This is a genomic window from Marinomonas communis, from assembly GCF_004363305.1.
GTDB lineage: Bacteria > Pseudomonadota > Gammaproteobacteria > Pseudomonadales > Marinomonadaceae > Marinomonas > Marinomonas communis.
Genome location: NZ_SNZA01000004.1, coordinates 425778 through 443333 on the forward strand (window position 1 = coordinate 425778; position 17556 = coordinate 443333).

Below are 17556 nucleotides of genomic sequence, written 5' to 3' on the forward strand. Positions count from 1 at the left end.
ATAACCTCTAAACTTCCGGTACACCGGAGACAACTGCGTTAAAGAAGCAAGTTTACCAGAAGCGCTTAACACCGCATTATTTTTGGCGTCACGCCTAGGAGCATCCCATGTCTTCACTTCCCTCACTTTTGAGCATGATGACACAATTGATCGCCACACCCTCAATCAGTTGTAGTCAAAAAAGCTGGGATCAGTCAAATAAAGGTGTCATTTTCTTATTGGAAAGTTGGCTATCAGGCCAAGGGTTTCAGTGTGAAATCATGCCATTACCCGATCAGCCCAACAAAATGAACCTCATCGCCACCATCGGCCATGGCGCTGGCGGTCTAGTATTATCCGGGCACACTGATACTGTTCCTTATGATGATGACCGTTGGCAAAGCGACCCTTTCAAACTCGAAGAGCGCGATAATAAGCTCTACGGTTTAGGGACCTGTGATATGAAAGGGTTCTTCGCCATTGTGCTCGATACCATCCGCGATATGGACCTGAGTAAGATACAACAGCCTTTAATCATTCTTGCCACAGCAGATGAAGAAAGCTCCATGGACGGCGCCCGTGCGTTAGTCGATGCGGGTCGTCCTAAAGCGCGTTACGCACTGATCGGCGAGCCTACCTCTTTGACGCCAATTCATGCCCACAAAGGCATTATGATGGAGAAAATCCGCATCACCGGAAAAGCAGGCCACTCTTCCAACCCTAGCCTTGGCAATAATGCTCTGGATGCCATGCATGCAGTCATGTCTGAACTCATGGTTTATCGCCAAGGGCTCAAACAGAAATATCGTGATGCGAATTTTGTCATTGATTACCCTACGATGAACTTTGGCTGTATCCATGGCGGGGACAATCCGAACCGTATTTGCGGCCGCTGTGAGTTAGAGTTTGATATTCGTGCACTTCCCGGTATGAACAATGCGGCTCTCTTTCAAGAGATCAGCGCCATTTTGCCCCAAATCGAACAGCAAACCCGTACCAAAATCGAATTAAATCATTTATTTCCGGATGTCCCATCGTTTTTCACAGAAAAAGAATCCGATATCATTAAGGCATGTGAACGTCTCACCCAAAAGGAAGCGACTTCCGTTGCATTTGCCACCGAAGGACCTTTCCTAAATCAGTTGGGCATGGAAACCCTTGTATTGGGTCCAGGATCGATTGACCAAGCCCACCAGCCCAACGAGTTTATGGCGCTCGATCAAATAGCGCCCATGCAACACGTGATTAAGGGATTAGTGGAACGTTATTGTTTAACCCCGAGTACCGAAAATGAGGCAACGCGTGTCTGACGAACTCAATTATGTAGACTGGTTTCGCCACTCTTCGCCCTACATTAACGCTCACCGCGGCAAGACACTTGTTATCTTGATCCCCGGTGAAGCGTTTGAGAGCCCTAACTTCTCAAATATTATTCATGACCTTGCCCTATTGGATTCTTTAGGTATTCGTCTGGTATTAGTGCAAGGGGCTCGCCCGCAAATCAACCGGGCCCTAACTGAACGCGAATTACCCTCTCGTATTGAAGATGGTTATCGAGTCACGCCACAAGAACATTTGATTGATATTATTCAAGCTTCGGCTGCAGTACGCGTGCAGTTAGAAGCTCAGCTATCGATGGGCTTGTCCAACACACCAATGGCCAATGCTGGCCTGAAAGTTTGTAGTGGTAACTATGTGGTCGCTAAACCGCTGGGCGTGGTAGACGGCATTGATTATGGTCATTCAGGTGAAGTACGTCGTATCGACAGTGAGGCCATCTTTCGCCTGCTTGAAGACGATAACATGGTCCTGCTACCGCATCTTGGTTTCTCTCCAACAGGCGAAGTATTCAATCTCAAAGCGGAAGATGTGGCCACACAGGCTGCGATCCAGCTTAAAGCAGACAAGCTCATTATCTTCACCGAAGACGAAGGCATTTTTGACGAGAAAGACGAACTGTATTCAGAGCTGCTGGCTCATCATGCGGATACGATTCTTGCCAACGGTGGCCTAACACCAATCACTCGAGACGCTCTTGAAGCGTGTTTGATGGCGGTACGTGCGGCTGTGCCCCGTGCTCATATTATTTCGTTTAATGAAAACGGCGGACTATTAAGCGAGCTTTTCACTCGTGAAGGCTCCGGCACCATGATCGATGAAGACAGTTATGAGAAGCTGCGCTTAGCAACCATCGATGACGTGGGCGGTATGATGCACTTACTCGCACCACTTGAAGCAAAAGGTATTTTGGTACGCCGCTCGCGTGAGCTACTGGAAAATGAAATCGAGCGATTCCTTGTAATTGAACGCGATGGTGCAATCGTTGCCTGTGCGGCACTGTATCCGTTTGAGCAAGAGCGTTCTGGCGAACTTGCATGTGTGGCCGTATCACCAGAATATCGTGGTTCTAATCGGGGCGAGCGCTTACTTAAAGGGATTGAGTACGAAGCTAAGCGCCAAGGTTTGGATACGCTATTCCTGCTCACAACTCGAACTGCCCATTGGTTTATCGAACGGGGTTTCCGTGAAACAACGTTATCGACCTTACCTGCTAAAAAGCAAGCATTGTACAACTATCAACGTAACTCAAAGATCTTTGCTAAGCAGCTCTAACCACATATTAGGTGCGCCGGATATTGGCGCACCTAATTGATCAAGATAGGGTTTTACAATAGTCGCTAAAATCCACCAGAATATACAGCTCATCATCACGTTGCATAGTGCCTTGTACAAATTCACTTTCTTTGTATTCTAGGGTTTGGGTGGTTTGGCTATCAGGCAAATCCATTACCTTTTCAACACCTTCGACTCGAATACCAAAATAGCCAGAAGGTAAATCCAAGACAATAATGTGCCCTTCTTCTTTGCATTCTTCAGGGTCTAAGTCTAATAGGTAAGAGCCGTATAGCACCGTAACCATGTTCCCTCGAACTTCAATCATCCCTTCCACTCCGGCTCCCGAACCGGGCACAGGGGCTGACTCTTGATAGCTTAAAACCTCTTTTACCGTAGATAAAGGATGCAAATACTGCTCACTCCCCAAGCGAAAACAGATACCTTTCGACAATGATTCCATTATACAACCCCCATCATTTCTCACTTAAGACATCATAAAAAATAGTTACATGTCTAATCATTTATTTCAAACATTAAAAAACCCATTACTGATTCAGCAATGGGTTTTTAGTTAAAAGGGAGAGTTAAACTCTACTCAACAATCTTAAATGGAATAAACATTGGATATCCATCACGAATCACTCGCATTGGAACCGAGCGATTAGACGGCAAGGTTTGTGCAATTCGGTTAAAAGCATCAACGCCTTCTATAACTTGGCCATTTAGCATGGTAATCACATCACCTTGCTGCAACCCATTACGTGCTGCCGCACCGCCCATTATTTGCTCAACAATCACACCACCTTCAATACCAAGACGATCTGCTTGCTGTTCTGATACCGGTGCAACCGTCATACCTAAGCGGTTTTCATCCGCCTTCTGCTGCGCCACTTCGGCATCATCAGGGCGCTTCGCCAGTGCAATCGTCATGGTACGCTCTTTGCCATCGCGGAACACCTGTGCTTTAGCATCCGTACCGACTTTTAATTGACCTACAAGGTAAGGCAGCTCAGAAGAGTGTTCAATGGTTTTACCGTTAAACGCCATGATGATATCGCCAGCTTTTAGACCTGCTTTTTCCGCAGGAGAATCCGGCATAACACGGCTAACCAGTGCACCATGTGGTCGGTCAAGATCAAACGATTCCGCTAGATCACGATTAACATCTTGGATCAACACCCCAAGCCATGCACGAGACACCTTACCGTCAGCTTTCAGCTGTTCCACAACTGACATAGCTACGTTTGAAGGGATCGCAAAAGACACTCCCATGAAGCCACCAGAGCGAGTGTAAATTTGCGAGTTAATACCAACGACTTCACCATCTAGGTTAAACAATGGTCCGCCAGAGTTACCAGGGTTAATCGCGACATCTGACTGAATGAATGGTACATAGTTATCACTTGGCAAGTTACGACCAATGGCACTGACGATCCCAGCAGTCACGGTGTAGTCAAAGCCAAATGGTGAACCGATAGCCAAAACCCACTGACCAGCTTTCAAATCATCTGAATCAGCCATGGTTACAATCGGCAAATCTTCCGCTTCGATCTTCAGTAGCGCCAAATCCGTGCGCGCATCGGTACCGACCAATGTTGCTTCATACTCACGACGATCGTTCAATCGAACATGAATCACATCCGCACCATCAATCACGTGATTGTTAGTCAGCACATAGCCATCATGGGAAATAATAAAGCCTGAGCCTAGCGAACTTCTTTGGCGCTGTTGCTGGCGCGGCTGTTGTTGCTGTTGGCCAAAAGGCTGTTGCCCAAAGAAATGACGAAAGAACTCATTCAGTTCTTGCGCATCAGGGCTAAGCTGACGATTACTCGAGGTCGTCGTCTGCTCGGTACTGATGTTGACTACCGCTGGGGATGTTTCTTCCACCAGCTCGGTGAAGTCTGGCAAATTCGCGGCGTTCACCAAGGTTGAAAACAACATCAACAAAGTGATGCCAGCCCAGTTCACACGTTTTAGCAATCTGCTCATGTATTGGTCTCCTCAAACGTACCAAAGTTATATGATGCTACAGTGTCAGGTGAAGAGGATTTCAGGCGTCGTGAACCACGGGAATGGTTTGCACCTGTGTTTTATTGATTCTCAAAACTCGTGGATAAAAATCAGGATTGCTGGCTTCTTGTGCTGACTTCCGTTTAGCCACCCAAAGCCCACCTGCAAACCCACTTATCGCTCCGACAATCGAAAAAAGCGTTTGTTCCGTAAAAACTGACGGCAATGCTGCCCCCAATACCAAGCCGACTAGCGGCACGGCATACATATATAAAGAAGCCTGCAATAACGTATCTTCCGGAATGCCTACCACCACGTTTTGGCCCACTTCAAGGCCTTCTGGGGCGATGGCTTTCATTAGCATTCGATTACTGTTCGAGACTTTAGCGATCGCTCGATGGCCACACCCGTGACGAGCTCGACAGCTGTCGCAGCTACTGGTACGGATGGTTTCGACCTCGGCAATCTGGTCATGAATCGACAGTACGGTACCTTGCTCTTCAATCATTACTTGATCCTGGCATGATCACAGCCATTAAGCGTTGTAAAGTTTGTGCAGGCACTTCACCCACCATCGTTAACAGGTAAAGCTTGTCATCCACTTGAATACTTTTCTCACCCGCTATGGTCGCGCCTAAATTCATAAAGGTTTCTGGACGCTTCTTATCCGTCTGCTCAACAAACACGGATACCGTGCTCATTCCATCGGATAATAACAGCATATTTGTGTTGTCATTCAAGCGACGCGCGTCTTGCCAAACCAAACTGAAGCCAGCTGGCAACCAATCAAAATGCCAATGGCGTTCAACGACAGTCGGCTCGACTTCGGTAAAGTGCTGCGTATAGGACTCATCATTGGGGGTGAAGTCGGACGCTTTCAAGTCTGGCGTAAACGTGACTGAAGTAAACTGAATACGCTCTAACAATGCATCAGAAGGCCCCAACACATCATGTTTTAAGAGAAAGCCATTTTCCTTATCAACCCAAAAACGGTGCGCATAACGAAACTCATCTTTTGGCGTTAAGGTCACTTTTACCGCATCGCGAGAAGCAATACGCTGCTCTTTATCAACCACACTGATGTCGTAGGCTTGCTCCAAGCGTTCCTTATCTAATTGTTGGAAACGCTTAAAAGGCTCATTTGGAACAAAACCAGCGACGTAGTCTTCTTTATCTGGAAAGACACAAATAACACTGTCATCCGCACGGATCACCGCAATACGTCGACCGTCTAAATCTTCCAGACTCTCGTATTCGACGCCACCAATCAGCCCTCTACGGACTCGCATTGAGTTCATCGCGCCCGCTTCTTGATGTACAAACACGCCATCATACGCCAGCGAATCAAACGACTCCGTCATCCGCAGTAGCCACTCCACTCCAGAGTGGGCCGATACCGCTCCACTTAGACTCAGCAGAGTCGTCAGGAATAGAGCACGTATCATTGACCAGACCCTTGTGGGTAGCCAACCACTTTGGCCATAGGGATCATACCTTGACCAACCGTCATTGAGGCTTGTTGCGCATGTTGTCGTAAATAGTTTTGCAGACGTTCATTGTTTTCCAACGCTTCTTCCGCACTCAATGCCGTTAACGGCTGTGCCGGTTTAATCGTGCTGGTTTGAGCCGTCACAATGTTGTTGCTTGAGAAACTTTGGTCGTCACTCAACCAAGCATTGCCCCCCAACACCACGACAAAAGCCACACTGGCCGCCACGGCCAAACCAGAGAAAAACGCACGCTTCGTATGCGGTGCATTGTTTTCTAAGTTTGGCAGATGAACTTGCTCAAGTTTTTCCGGCTTCGTTGCTAATGCACCTTGATTCGGAAACACCACAACATTGCTCTCTTGCGTGGTTTGCTCCATTTTACGGTGCATTTGCGCGAGAAAATCTCCAGAGTCCGAGATCAACACCTCTGCATCAGGCTGCAACGCTTGATGGATATCTTGATAGCGATCGACTTTCTGTGCCAGATGCATAGGATCGCTGGCCAGCAGCTGTTCTATATCAGCTAGGGTCGCTTCGTTGTCTAGAAATGCGGATAGACTGTCGTCACTGCTAGAGCCGTGCTTGTCATAGAATTTTGACATGACTACTCTCCTCCCCCAAAAATAGGGCGAATTCGTTTTTCCACTGCTTCACGGGCGCGAAAAATACGCGACCTAACCGTACCAACAGGGCAATCCATGACCTGGGCAATATCCTCGTAACTCAGGCCGTCAAACTCTCTTAAAGTCAGTGCGCCTCGCAGCTCTTCGGGTAAATCTTGAATCGCGTTTTGAATTTCAACTTCTAAGCGATCTCTGTTTAAGTTGGCATCAGGGGTTCCGGCGTCAGACAATTCGCTGTAAACCGCATGAACGTCCTCATTATCCAGTTCTACATCACTGGCGGGGGGGCGTCTTGATCGACTGACGAGATAGTTCTTCGCCGTATTGACTGCAATACGATACAACCAAGTATAGAACGCGCTCTCGCCTCGGAAACTGTCGATTGCCCGATATGCCTTAATAAAGCTTTCTTGAGCCACATCCAGCACTTCTTGCTTGTCCTGAATATAACGGGAGACTAATGCGGCAACCTTGTGCTGATATTTCAGCACTAACAGGTCAAACGCACGCTTATCACCCGTCTGAACTCGCTTAACTAACGCCTCATCACTGGACGCTTCGTGCTGCATAGGCACCTCATAATTCATTAACATACTGTGCCCACTTTATTGATGAATATATGGACAGCGTTACTACGATAGAGTTCCACGAAGAAACCGCTCGCTGAACTTAATTCGCTATTGTATTCGATTTCATGAAATCTCGGTAAGCCCTTGTGTCGTATCAAGGTATTCATTGGTGTGCCAAAGAAGTGTAATATTGAGTCGTTTATCACTAGTCAGAACAACAACATGAGCCAACATATTCATCACGATATCGTTATTATCGGCGCCGGTGCAGCGGGCCTAACTCTTGCTTTAGAGCTTGCGAACAAACACAACGTCGCCATTTTAACAAAAGGTGATATCGCTGAAGGCTCGACCCTTTATGCTCAGGGCGGTGTTGCCGCTGTGTTGTCAGAAAAAGACACGGTTGACTCCCATGTACAAGATACCATTGTAGCGGGAGCCGAATTAGGCGACCAAGAGGCCATCCGCTTCACTGTCGAACATTCCAAAGAGAGTATCGACTGGTTGATCGACCAAGGGGTTCCCTTTACTCGCTATGGCGACGATGACAGCTACCATTTAACTAAAGAAGGCGGCCACAGCCATCGACGCATCATTCACGCAGCAGACGCAACTGGGTTAGCGATCTCAGAAACTTTGGTCAAAAATGCCTTGGCTCATGAGAATATCCATTTTTACCCCGATCGCGTTGCGGTTGACCTCATCACCACTCAAAAGCTTGGCTTAGCGGGTGAGAATCGCGTCATTGGCCTATATGCCCTGAACCAAAAGTCAGAGCAGGTTGAAGTGTTCCACGCGCGACGTGTTGCGTTAGCAACAGGCGGCAGCAGTAAAGTGTATTTGTACACCAGTAATCCAGACACCGCCTCCGGTGATGGTATTGCCATGGCATGGCGCGCTGGCTGTCGAGTGGGTAATATGGAGTTCAACCAATTCCACCCCACGTGTCTTTACGATGCGAAAGCAAAAACATTCCTGATCTCAGAAGCGGTACGAGGTGAAGGCGGACGTCTATTGCTGCCTGATGGTACACGTTTCATGTTCAACTTTGATGAGCGCGGAGAACTTGCACCTCGAGATATTGTTGCTCGTGCAATCGACCATGAGATGAAGCGTTTAGGGGTGAAACACGTCTTACTGGACATTTCTCATAAAGATCCAGAATTCATCAAAGAACACTTCCCTACCATTTATAAGCGCTGCCTCAGCTACGGTCATGACATGACCAAAGGTCCTATCCCCGTAGTACCAGCGGCACATTATACTTGTGGTGGTGTGGTCGTAGATCAGTTTGGTGCGACAGATGTCAAAGACCTGTATGCCATTGGTGAAACCTCTTACACAGGGCTTCATGGGGCGAACCGCCTGGCCAGTAACTCCTTATTAGAGTGTATTGTTTACGCACGCTCAGCGGCGCAGCAGATTTTGTCGGACAACGCGCTAAGGGCTACTTATAAGATCCCAGACTGGGATGCTTCCAAGGTGACTGACTCAGATGAAGACGTAGTCATCACCCACAACTGGCATGAGCTCAGACGTTTTATGTGGGATTACGTGGGTATTGTGAGAACAAACAAACGTCTGCTTCGTGCAAAGCACAGAGTAGATTTGCTACTGTCTGAAATTGACGAATTCTATTCCAATTATCGTGTTACGGCGGATTTACTTGAACTGCGTAACTTGGCAGTGGTTGCGGATTTGATTATCCAGTCTGCTATGGCTCGTAAAGAAAGTCGCGGATTGCACTTCACTTTAGATTACCCTGATAAGCTAGAGCAAACTGGCCCAACTATTTTGAAGCCTCGGATTCGCTCTTCTGAGCTGGCAAACCAAGCAGCTTCTGCACACAAAGCCTAGAACGCAGTTCGCGGTATTCAGACTCAATAAATTGGTCCCGATAGACTACTTGGTACTTAACGCAATAAATGACCAAACGCTGCCATAGTGTGGCGTTTGGGCTGGCATGCATCACGAGCAACATCCAATACTCGTTTAAATACAGCAACGTGACATCAGCCTGCCAACGGGGACTTTGCCAGCGGACAGTTTCTTCCAATACTTCAAGCGTCGGCAGTGCTGCAAATCGTGTATAAACTAAAAAGGCCAACACAGCCAGAAAACCAACACTTTGCCACACTACGGACCACTGCAGCAGGACGATCAAAAGCCCTACTGCGAGCGAACCGACGAGGCTTGATAACAAGCCCAACCGAGAACGTTTAAGCGCGATAGTTCTCAGGCTGTACACGAGTAACAATCAAGTGAACGATGCGAGCTAAATCAGGATCTTCAGGCACTTCCTTCTGCATAAACCAAGGAAAGATCTCTTGGTCCTCACATTCGATAAGCTTATAAAAACGCTGTTTGTCCTCGTCATCCAGTGTTAGAAACACTTCATCCAAAAACGGTTCAAACAACACATCTAACTCCAGCATGCCGCGGCGACATTGCCATTTCAATCGCTTAAAGCCCGCAGAATCTTTTGATTCGATTTTATCTGTCATGATTGGTACTCCCCAATAAGTACGCGCCATTATAGCGGTTCACTGTGCGTCGGCAACTCACCATCATGGCAAAATACCGCAATGTTGACCTTTATCTGTCACGATTGCAGGAAAGTTCCGTCCAAGATAACGTTACCCTAGATAATTTGATCGACTTAACGATTTCTTAAGTACAAAAAAAAGTCCCTAGCAAGACTCGATACACCAACTTGACGACACAACTACAGGTAAGGAATGTCATGTTAAAACAACTGATCACCATGATGCTGCTCACATTGACAATAGCGACCACCCACGCCGCAGAGCATACGGTCAAAATGCTCAATCAAAGTGAATGGGGCTACATGTCCTTTGAGCCAAGTTTTCTGAAAGTTGAAGTAGGTGACACCGTCACATTTGAACCCACCACACCAGGACATAATGCCGTCACCATCAATTACATGATCCCAACCGGCGCAAATCGCTATCGCGGTGAAATTGGCCAACCCATTACCATGACCATCAATAAAGAAGGCTTCTACGGCATAGAATGCGCTCCGCATTTAACCATGGGAATGGTCATGATCATTCAAGCTGGAGAAGACGATATCACGCAGTTTAAGATCCCCAAAACGCTCCCTAAACAGGCCAAACGCCGTTTTAATGACATCAAAGAGTACGCTATTGATCGCTAGCTCTCGTTCCTGATTGATCCCACCTTTTGATCTGGGGGTTCCTTGGGTGCCCCCTGTTTCGATACTTTATTGTACCGCCCGCCAAACACTGCTCATAAAACAATCAAATACAGCAAAGTCAAAAGAGTATTATTTTGACTGCATTTTTAGTCAAATTTCACATATCCAAACAAAAAAGTACCAATAGTGGCTATTTGTGTACTAGTGAGTCAATTGAGACTTGTTCTATATTTACTGGGCTTGATTTAAAAGTGTTCAAGCCACTAGGTGCGACAATAAAAAGAAACTTACCCAAATGGGAGAACCTATGAAAAGTCTTACCAAAACAGCCATCGCATGTGCTGTCTCTCTAGCTGCCTTCAATGCATTCGCAGAAACTGAAATTACGATCGCTACCGTTAACAACGGTCACATGATCGAAATGCAAAAACTTACTCCAGAGTTCGAGAAACAATACCCTGACATCAAATTGAAGTGGGTCACACTTGAAGAAGGTGTTTTGCGTCAAAACGTTACCCAAGATATTGCTAACGGCAGTGGCTTGTACGATGTGATGACCATCGGTATGTATGAGGCTCCGATTTGGGGTGAGCGCGGTTGGTTAGAGCCGATTGACACAAGTGGCGACTATGATGTTGAAGATATTCTTCCGTCTATTCGTGGGGGCCTATCTTACAACGACACTATGTATGCAGCGCCATTCTATGGTGAAAGCTCTATGGTTATGTACCGCAAGGACTTAGCTGATAAAGCTGGCGTAACCATCGGCGACCGTGATAGCTGGGAACACATTCGTGATGCTGCGGCAGCTATGAATGATCCAGATAACGGCGTTTATGGTATCTGTCTTCGCGGTAAAGCCGGCTGGGGTGACAATATGGCCTTCCTATCGGCAATGGCGAACTCTTTCGGAGCTCGTTGGTTTGATATGGACTGGAAACCACAGTTGACCAGTGATGAGTGGAAAAACGCGGTTAACTTCTACGTTGACCTGCTAAATAAATACGGACCTCCAGGTGCCAGCGGTAACAGCTTCAACGAAAACTTGGCGCTGTTCAACGAAGGCAAGTGTGGTATGTGGATTGACGCCACGATCGCAGCATCTTTCGTAACAGATCCTAAGCAATCAAAAGTCGCTGACAAAGTCGCTTTTGCTCAGTCTCCGTATGCGGTAACTGAAAAAGGTGCAAACTGGCTATGGTCTTGGGCATTGGGCATCCCTGCAGCAACAAAACATGCTGAAGCAGCACAAACGTTCGTTCGCTGGGCAACGTCTAAGGAATACATCAAGTTAGTGGCTGAGCACAATGGTTGGGGCGCTGTTCCAACTGGTACTCGTACATCGACTTATGAAAATCCTGAGTTCACAAAAGCCGCGGTGTTTGCAGATGCTGAGCTAAAAGCTATCAACTCTGCTAACCCTAATGACAGCACACTAAAACCATCGCCATATGTTGGTGTGCAGTTTGCTGCGATTCCTGAGTTCCAAGCAATTGGTACAACCACTGGCCAAATGGTGTCTGGTGCCTTGTCCGGCAGCTTGTCTGTTGATAAAGCGCTAGAGTCTGCAAACCGTTCGGCGGATCGCCAAATGCGTCAGGCTGGTTACTACTAAATAACGTTTTTACGTTATCGCTTGAGAGTAGGGCCTAGCCCTGCTCTCTTGCCTCTTATAAATCGTCGCGAGACGCGCTAAAAGCTAATCACGAGAGAAAATCCCATGAAGCGTTCCATCACTCGCTTGTTAATGGCGCCTTCAGTCATTCTGCTGTTGGTCTGGATGATAGTGCCATTATCAATGACTATCTATTTCTCAACCATCAATTACAACCTGCTCTACCCTGGTCGTAACAATTTTGTTGGTTGGATGAACTTTGAATTCTTTGTAACCGATCCAGGGTTCTGGATAGCCGTTTCTAACACATTGATTTTGTTAGGGTCGGTGTTGGTCATCACAGTGGTGCTGGGTGTTGCGCTGTCTGCGTTGATTGATAAACCATTCTTCGGGCGAAACATCGTCCGCGTGTTACTGATCTCACCATTTTTCATCATGCCAACGGTTAACGCCTTGATCTGGAAAAACATGATGATGAACCCGGTGTACGGTATTTTCGCTTGGATTTCGAACTCTTTAGGGCTTGAGCCGATTGATTGGCTGTCCAATTATCCGCTGATGTCCATCATCATTATGGTGAGCTGGCAATGGCTACCCTTCGCTATTCTAGTATTTGTCACAGCATTGCAATCACAAGATACAGAGCAAAAAGAAGCGGCTCAGATGGACGGCGCGAATGGCTGGCATATTTTCCGCTACCTAACGGTCCCTCATCTGGCACGTCCTATCGCTGTCGTTGTCATGATCGAGACCATTTTCCTACTGGCAGTATTTGCTGAAATTTACGTATCGACAGGTGGTGGTCCAGGTTACGACAGTACCAACCTTGCTTACCTGATTTACAACCAAGCCTTGCTTCAATATGACGTCGGTGTTGCTTCAGCTGGTGGGTTATTCGCTGTACTACTCGCCAACATTGTAGCGTTCTTCTTAATCCGCGCTGTCGGCAAAAATCTAACGGTGTAAGGGGACGATCATGACTTTAACGCAACAACGAAAATTAAAAACCATCTTAGTAGGGCTGGCCTCATGGGCAGTTGCTCTGCTGCTGTTCTTCCCGATTTTTTGGATGTTTATCACGTCGTTCAAAACTGAGCTGCAAGCGATCTCTGTACCGCCACAGCTGTTCTTTGAACCAACCTTTGAGAACTTCTCAATTGTTCAGGAGCGTAGTGATTACCTTAAGCATGCTTGGAACTCCGTGGTAACGTCATTTGGTGCCACCATTTTGGCTCTGATCATTGCGATTCCAGCAGCGTACTCCATGGCCTTTTTCCCGGGTAAGAAAACCAAAGACATTCTGCTATGGATGCTGTCCACAAAAATGCTTCCAGCAGTAGGTGTACTGGTCCCTATCTACATCCTATCTCGCGACTACGGTCTGCTGGATTCGAAACTGGGTCTGGTGATTATCTTTACCCTGATGAATCTGCCGATCATTGTCTGGATGCTGTTCTCGTACTTCAAAGATTTACCAAAAGAAATCTTGGAAGCAGCACGTATGGACGGTGCAACACCTTGGGATGAAATGATTAAGGTTGTGTTGCCTCTTTCTGTTGGCGGTATTGCGTCAACTGGTTTGCTATCCATCGTATTGTGCTGGAATGAAGCATTCTGGTCATTGAACTTAACCGCATCAGAGGCAGCGCCTCTAACAGCAATGATCGCTTCTTACTCAAGCCCTGAAGGCTTGTTCTGGGCGAAATTATCTGCCGCATCCACACTTGCTTGTGCCCCAATCGTGATTTTTGGCTGGTTCTGTCAGAAACAATTGGTACAAGGCCTAACATTCGGCGCAGTGAAATAGTTTATAGGAATAATAAGAATGGCTTACTTAAACATAACTGAATTACAAAAACACTATGATAACTACCACGCACTGCGCGGCATTAACTTAGCCATCGAAGAAGGCGAATTCATTGTCTTCGTTGGTCCGTCTGGTTGTGGTAAATCGACACTACTTCGTACCATTGCAGGCCTAGAATCCAGCACTGGTGGCACCATCGAATTAGATGGCCGCGACATCACCGAGTTGTCGTCTTCTAAGCGCGACTTGGCCATGGTGTTCCAATCTTATGCCTTGTACCCACACATGACAGTGGCTGACAACCTAAGCTTTGCCCTGCGCCTAGCGAAAGAAGAACAAAGCGTAATTGACGAAAAAGTGAAATCGGTTTCAGCATCACTACAGCTTGATAAGTTGCTAGAACGTAAACCGAAAGAACTGTCCGGCGGTCAGCGCCAACGTGTGGCCATCGGTCGCGCGATTGTGCGCCAACCAAAGGTTTTCCTATTTGACGAGCCTCTGTCCAACCTAGACGCGGCATTACGTGTACAAATGCGTTTAGAGCTAGCACGTCTACACAAAAAACTTGGCACGACTATGATCTACGTGACCCACGACCAAGTAGAAGCCATGACCTTGGCCGATCGCGTGGTGATCCTGAACGCTGGTCAAATTGAGCAAGTGGGTACTCCACTTGAGTTGTACCGCTCACCAAACAGCCGCTTCGTTGCAGAGTTTATCGGTACACCTAAGATGAACCTGATTGAACTGGACAATGTGGTGCGCGAAGCCGATACACTGCACCTCAAATTACTGAACGCTAGCATCGACTTCCCTGTCGCTAGAACACATGGTCCATTGCCAGACAATGCAATCATGGGGATTCGCCCAGAGCACATGCACATCGTTGAAAGTGACGGCGATGTCATGGGTAAAGTTGAGCTGATTGAGCACCTTGGCTCTGAAGCATATACCCACATTCGTTTAGCCAATGATCAAACCATCATCGTGAAAACGTCTGCCCGAACCAACATCAAGGATGGCGAAGAAGTTCAAATTCGCGTAGATCGCGAAGAAATCATTCTATTCAATGAGAACGACCGCGTGTTTTCTGTTGTTGCTGAGGAAGCTGGCCATGAGTAATCAATTACATGCTACGCGCAATGCGGATAAGTTATTGGTGCGCAATTATGATCGCTCAGACATTCAGGCAGGTGTCATGCACCTTGGTGTCGGTGCTTTCCACCGAGCACACCAAGCTGTGTACTTTGATCGATTGCTGGAAACACCAGAAGGCAAAAACTGGGGCATCATTGGGGTGAATTTACGCCCCCATGATTCACAAGCATTTAGTCGTTTTGTTGCGCAAAAAGGCGAATACGTTCTAAAGACAATGGATCCTGAAGGCCATACTGAATACGAACACATTCGTGCCATCATCGGACAAATTGACGGGGCTCAGACTCCTGAACTGGTCGATGAAACCATGGCCAGCGAAAACATTAAGCTGATTACTTCGACGGTCACGGAAGGCGGTTACTATTTAGATGAAAACCGCCAACTCATGCTAGATCATGAAGCAATCGAAGCCGACATTGCGGGTGGGCGTAATACTATCTATGCCTTCCTTTACGCAGGACTAAAACGCCGTAGCCAAACTTCGAAAGCGAAGATCACCTTGTTATGTTGCGATAATTTGCGTCATAACGGTGAAGTGATGGAAGCAGGTCTGATGCAGTTCCTAGCGGCAAAAGGCGATGCTGAACTTGCGGCTTGGGTAGAAGAAAATGTGACTTTCCCTTGCTCCATGGTCGATCGTATTACACCGAAGCCTAGCCCTGTGCATGTGCAAGATGTACAAGAAACGTTTGGCATTGACGATCAAATGACGGTGATGGGTGAAGACTACCTACAGTGGGTCATTCAAGATCACTTTGCGACAGACAAGCCTGCCCTAGACTTAGTCAATGCACAGTTTGTTGACGATGTCGTAGCATATGAAGAAGCAAAAATTCGCATTCTTAATGCTGGCCATACCAATGTGGTGTACCAAGCGGCATTGAAGGGCATGCAGTTCTTTGATGAGGCCATGCGTGACGAAGAGCTAAGAGATTACTTTGACCGCTTTATCACTGAGGATTCCATCCCCGCGATTGGTGACTCCATCGTTGATTTGCCGGCCTACCATAAAATCATCGCACGTCGTTTTAGTAACGCCAACATTGGTGATACGGTAGAGCGAATCTGTACCGATGGCTACGCGAAGTTCCCGATCTTTGTGTACCCTTCTTTAGTAGGCTGTTACAAAATTGGACGCACACCAGCGAAAACCCTTCAAGGGATTGCAGCATGGTTTGTCTATGTACAAAAGTCGCGAGCAGGCACGGTGGCAACACCGTATCATGAACCGAACTTAGAAGCGCTTGAGCCATTTACGAATGACCCTCAAGGGATTGCAGCGTTTGTCTCTGATAGTTTTCTTTGGGGAGAAATTCCGACAGAATACCCTACATTCAAAGACGATCTCACAGCAGCGATCAACGCAATGCAATCGCAATACGCTTAGCGACATAGGAAGCGCTGGTAGGCTGTAACGCTCATCAGCGCTTCTGAATGTTCTAAGCTGTAAGATACAAGCTAGACGACCATGGATTTACGTCTTGCGATACGCCGGAGCAACCGCTGCAGAGACATTAACCCGTTTGCTATCCGGCAAAATCGAAGTTGGTATAAATATGGCTACTACTACAATAACAAAAAGGGTCACCCCCGAATATGAACTCGTAGACGATGGCATTGAAACCATTCGCTATTTGGAACACGGCTTCCCTAGTGAATTAATTCGCTGGCATGCCCACGACGACTATGAACTGCACTTTATTGTGGCTTCGCAAGGTAAAGTGTTTGTCGGCGATTACATCGGCAACTACAAGCCAGGGCAGCTGATTTTAACTGGGCCACGCCTGCCTCATAACTGGATCTGCCAAGATGGTGATACCAGTGTGCCTCTGCGCGATATGGTGATTCGCTTTGATCACGAGTCGTTTGAATACGGTGCGAAAATATTCCCTGAGTTAGCCGAAGTTATGCCGATGTTGTTGCGTGCAAAATCAGGCATTGAGTTTTTCGATTTAGATTACGACTTCCTCAAAAGTGTATTTGAGAAGGTCCGTGACTCGTCCGGTTTACAGCGTGTGATCAACGCCCTACCACTGCTACACAAACTTTCCCAGAGCCGTAACTACCGCTTGCTGTCGACGGTTCAGATTGACTTAAAGTCCAGTGAAACACTGCAACGCAAGATCAACACTGTCGTTGACTATGTGTCTAAGAACTATGCCAATGACATTACACTGGCGGATGTGGCCAGTTTAATTGGCATGTCTGACAGCCACTTTTCTCGTTTTTTCAAGAAGGCCACCGGTAACCGTTTCACCGAATTTGTGAATCGCATGCGTATCAGCCGAGCCTGCAACTTACTCACCGAAACCGATCAACAAATTGCCAACATTTGTTTCCAAGTTGGGTTCAATAACGTAGCGAACTTTAACCGTCGTTTTCATGAGTTAAAAGGCGTCACACCTAGAGATTTCCGCACTCAATACTACAAACGTATTGAAGGTCAGTAGCTCTCTCATTGTGTTTCCCCAGCAGTTATAGCCCTGCTGAAGGAAAGTTTAGCCGCCA

General features: G+C 47.1%; 19 protein-coding genes. 11 read left to right on the top strand and 8 right to left on the bottom strand.

Features of this window, described 5'->3' with window-relative positions; all coding sequences use genetic code 11:
- The first annotated feature begins 107 nt into the window (after positions 1 to 107).
- Positions 108 to 1289 (top strand): acetylornithine deacetylase, encoded by a 1182-nt coding sequence (argE, locus tag C8D85_RS13525; protein WP_133563591.1) that lies wholly within the window; start codon positions 108 to 110, stop codon positions 1287 to 1289.
- Positions 1270 to 2592: an amino-acid N-acetyltransferase gene (argA, locus tag C8D85_RS13530; protein WP_133563593.1), complete on the top strand. Its 1323-nt coding sequence runs from the start codon at positions 1270 to 1272 to the stop codon at positions 2590 to 2592. Before argE ends, argA begins: the two co-directional genes overlap by 20 nt.
- A gap of 40 nt (positions 2593 to 2632) precedes the next feature.
- Here argA and C8D85_RS13535 read toward each other — a convergent pair whose 3' ends face one another.
- The 6 genes from C8D85_RS13535 to rpoE form a co-directional block, all read right to left on the bottom strand.
- Positions 2633 to 3055, bottom strand: a complete 423-nt coding sequence (locus C8D85_RS13535) for a chemotaxis protein CheW (protein WP_133563595.1) — start codon at positions 3053 to 3055, stop codon at positions 2633 to 2635.
- A gap of 131 nt (positions 3056 to 3186) precedes the next feature.
- Complete coding sequence (locus C8D85_RS13540; protein WP_133563597.1) at positions 3187 to 4587, bottom strand: DegQ family serine endoprotease; 1401 nt, start codon at positions 4585 to 4587, stop codon at positions 3187 to 3189.
- A gap of 61 nt (positions 4588 to 4648) precedes the next feature.
- Entirely contained in the window at positions 4649 to 5116 is a 468-nt protein-coding gene (locus C8D85_RS13545; RefSeq protein WP_133563598.1) for a SoxR reducing system RseC family protein, read from the bottom strand.
- The gene (locus C8D85_RS13550; RefSeq protein ID WP_133563600.1) at positions 5109 to 6053 is read right to left on the bottom strand and encodes a MucB/RseB C-terminal domain-containing protein; all 945 of its coding nucleotides are present in this window, start codon (positions 6051 to 6053) and stop codon (positions 5109 to 5111) included. Before C8D85_RS13550 ends, C8D85_RS13545 begins: the two co-directional genes overlap by 8 nt.
- On the bottom strand, positions 6050 to 6700 hold the full coding sequence (locus C8D85_RS13555; protein WP_133563602.1) for a hypothetical protein: 651 nt from the start codon (positions 6698 to 6700) through the stop codon (positions 6050 to 6052). Before C8D85_RS13555 ends, C8D85_RS13550 begins: the two co-directional genes overlap by 4 nt.
- A 2-nt stretch (positions 6701 to 6702) precedes the next feature.
- Complete coding sequence (gene rpoE / locus C8D85_RS13560) at positions 6703 to 7290, bottom strand: RNA polymerase sigma factor RpoE (protein WP_228191681.1); 588 nt, start codon at positions 7288 to 7290, stop codon at positions 6703 to 6705.
- Positions 7291 to 7512: 222 nt separating this feature from the next.
- Between rpoE and nadB the strand changes: the two genes are divergently transcribed.
- Positions 7513 to 9147: an L-aspartate oxidase gene (nadB, locus tag C8D85_RS13565; protein WP_133563606.1), complete on the top strand. Its 1635-nt coding sequence runs from the start codon at positions 7513 to 7515 to the stop codon at positions 9145 to 9147.
- On the opposite strand, the gene C8D85_RS13570 is transcribed toward nadB, so the two are convergent.
- Positions 9080 to 9538, bottom strand: coding sequence for a hypothetical protein (locus tag C8D85_RS13570; protein ID WP_133563608.1), 459 nt, complete (start codon positions 9536 to 9538; stop codon positions 9080 to 9082). The two genes, nadB and C8D85_RS13570, sit on opposite strands and share 68 nt — an antisense overlap.
- Positions 9510 to 9794 (bottom strand): FAD assembly factor SdhE, encoded by a 285-nt coding sequence (locus C8D85_RS13575; protein WP_133563610.1) that lies wholly within the window; start codon positions 9792 to 9794, stop codon positions 9510 to 9512. The genes C8D85_RS13570 and C8D85_RS13575 overlap by 29 nt, the downstream gene beginning before the upstream one ends.
- 44 nt (positions 9795 to 9838) lie before the next feature.
- Between C8D85_RS13575 and C8D85_RS18215 the strand changes: the two genes are divergently transcribed.
- The 8 genes from C8D85_RS18215 (at position 9839) to C8D85_RS13610 (ending at position 17498) form a co-directional block, all read left to right on the top strand.
- Positions 9839 to 9964: a hypothetical protein gene (locus tag C8D85_RS18215; RefSeq protein ID WP_280524924.1), complete on the top strand. Its 126-nt coding sequence runs from the start codon at positions 9839 to 9841 to the stop codon at positions 9962 to 9964.
- 69 nt (positions 9965 to 10033) lie between these two features.
- Entirely contained in the window at positions 10034 to 10468 is a 435-nt protein-coding gene (locus tag C8D85_RS13580) for a pseudoazurin (RefSeq protein ID WP_133563612.1), read from the top strand.
- Positions 10469 to 10775: 307 nt separating this feature from the next.
- Complete coding sequence (locus tag C8D85_RS13585; RefSeq protein WP_133563614.1) at positions 10776 to 12083, top strand: ABC transporter substrate-binding protein; 1308 nt, start codon at positions 10776 to 10778, stop codon at positions 12081 to 12083.
- A gap of 105 nt (positions 12084 to 12188) precedes the next feature.
- Positions 12189 to 13049 carry a carbohydrate ABC transporter permease gene (locus C8D85_RS13590; RefSeq protein WP_133563616.1) on the top strand — a complete coding sequence of 287 codons (861 nt, stop codon included), beginning with the start codon at positions 12189 to 12191 and terminating at the stop codon, positions 13047 to 13049.
- 10 nt (positions 13050 to 13059) lie between these two features.
- Positions 13060 to 13890 (top strand): carbohydrate ABC transporter permease, encoded by an 831-nt coding sequence (locus tag C8D85_RS13595; RefSeq protein WP_133563618.1) that lies wholly within the window; start codon positions 13060 to 13062, stop codon positions 13888 to 13890.
- 18 nt (positions 13891 to 13908) lie between these two features.
- Positions 13909 to 15012: an ABC transporter ATP-binding protein gene (locus C8D85_RS13600; protein WP_133563620.1), complete on the top strand. Its 1104-nt coding sequence runs from the start codon at positions 13909 to 13911 to the stop codon at positions 15010 to 15012.
- Positions 15005 to 16435, top strand: coding sequence for a mannitol dehydrogenase family protein (locus C8D85_RS13605; RefSeq protein ID WP_133563622.1), 1431 nt, complete (start codon positions 15005 to 15007; stop codon positions 16433 to 16435). Before C8D85_RS13600 ends, C8D85_RS13605 begins: the two co-directional genes overlap by 8 nt.
- Before the next feature lie 94 nt (positions 16436 to 16529).
- Complete coding sequence (locus tag C8D85_RS13610) at positions 16530 to 17498, top strand: helix-turn-helix domain-containing protein (RefSeq protein ID WP_342353331.1); 969 nt, start codon at positions 16530 to 16532, stop codon at positions 17496 to 17498.
- Positions 17499 to 17556 lie beyond the last annotated feature (58 nt).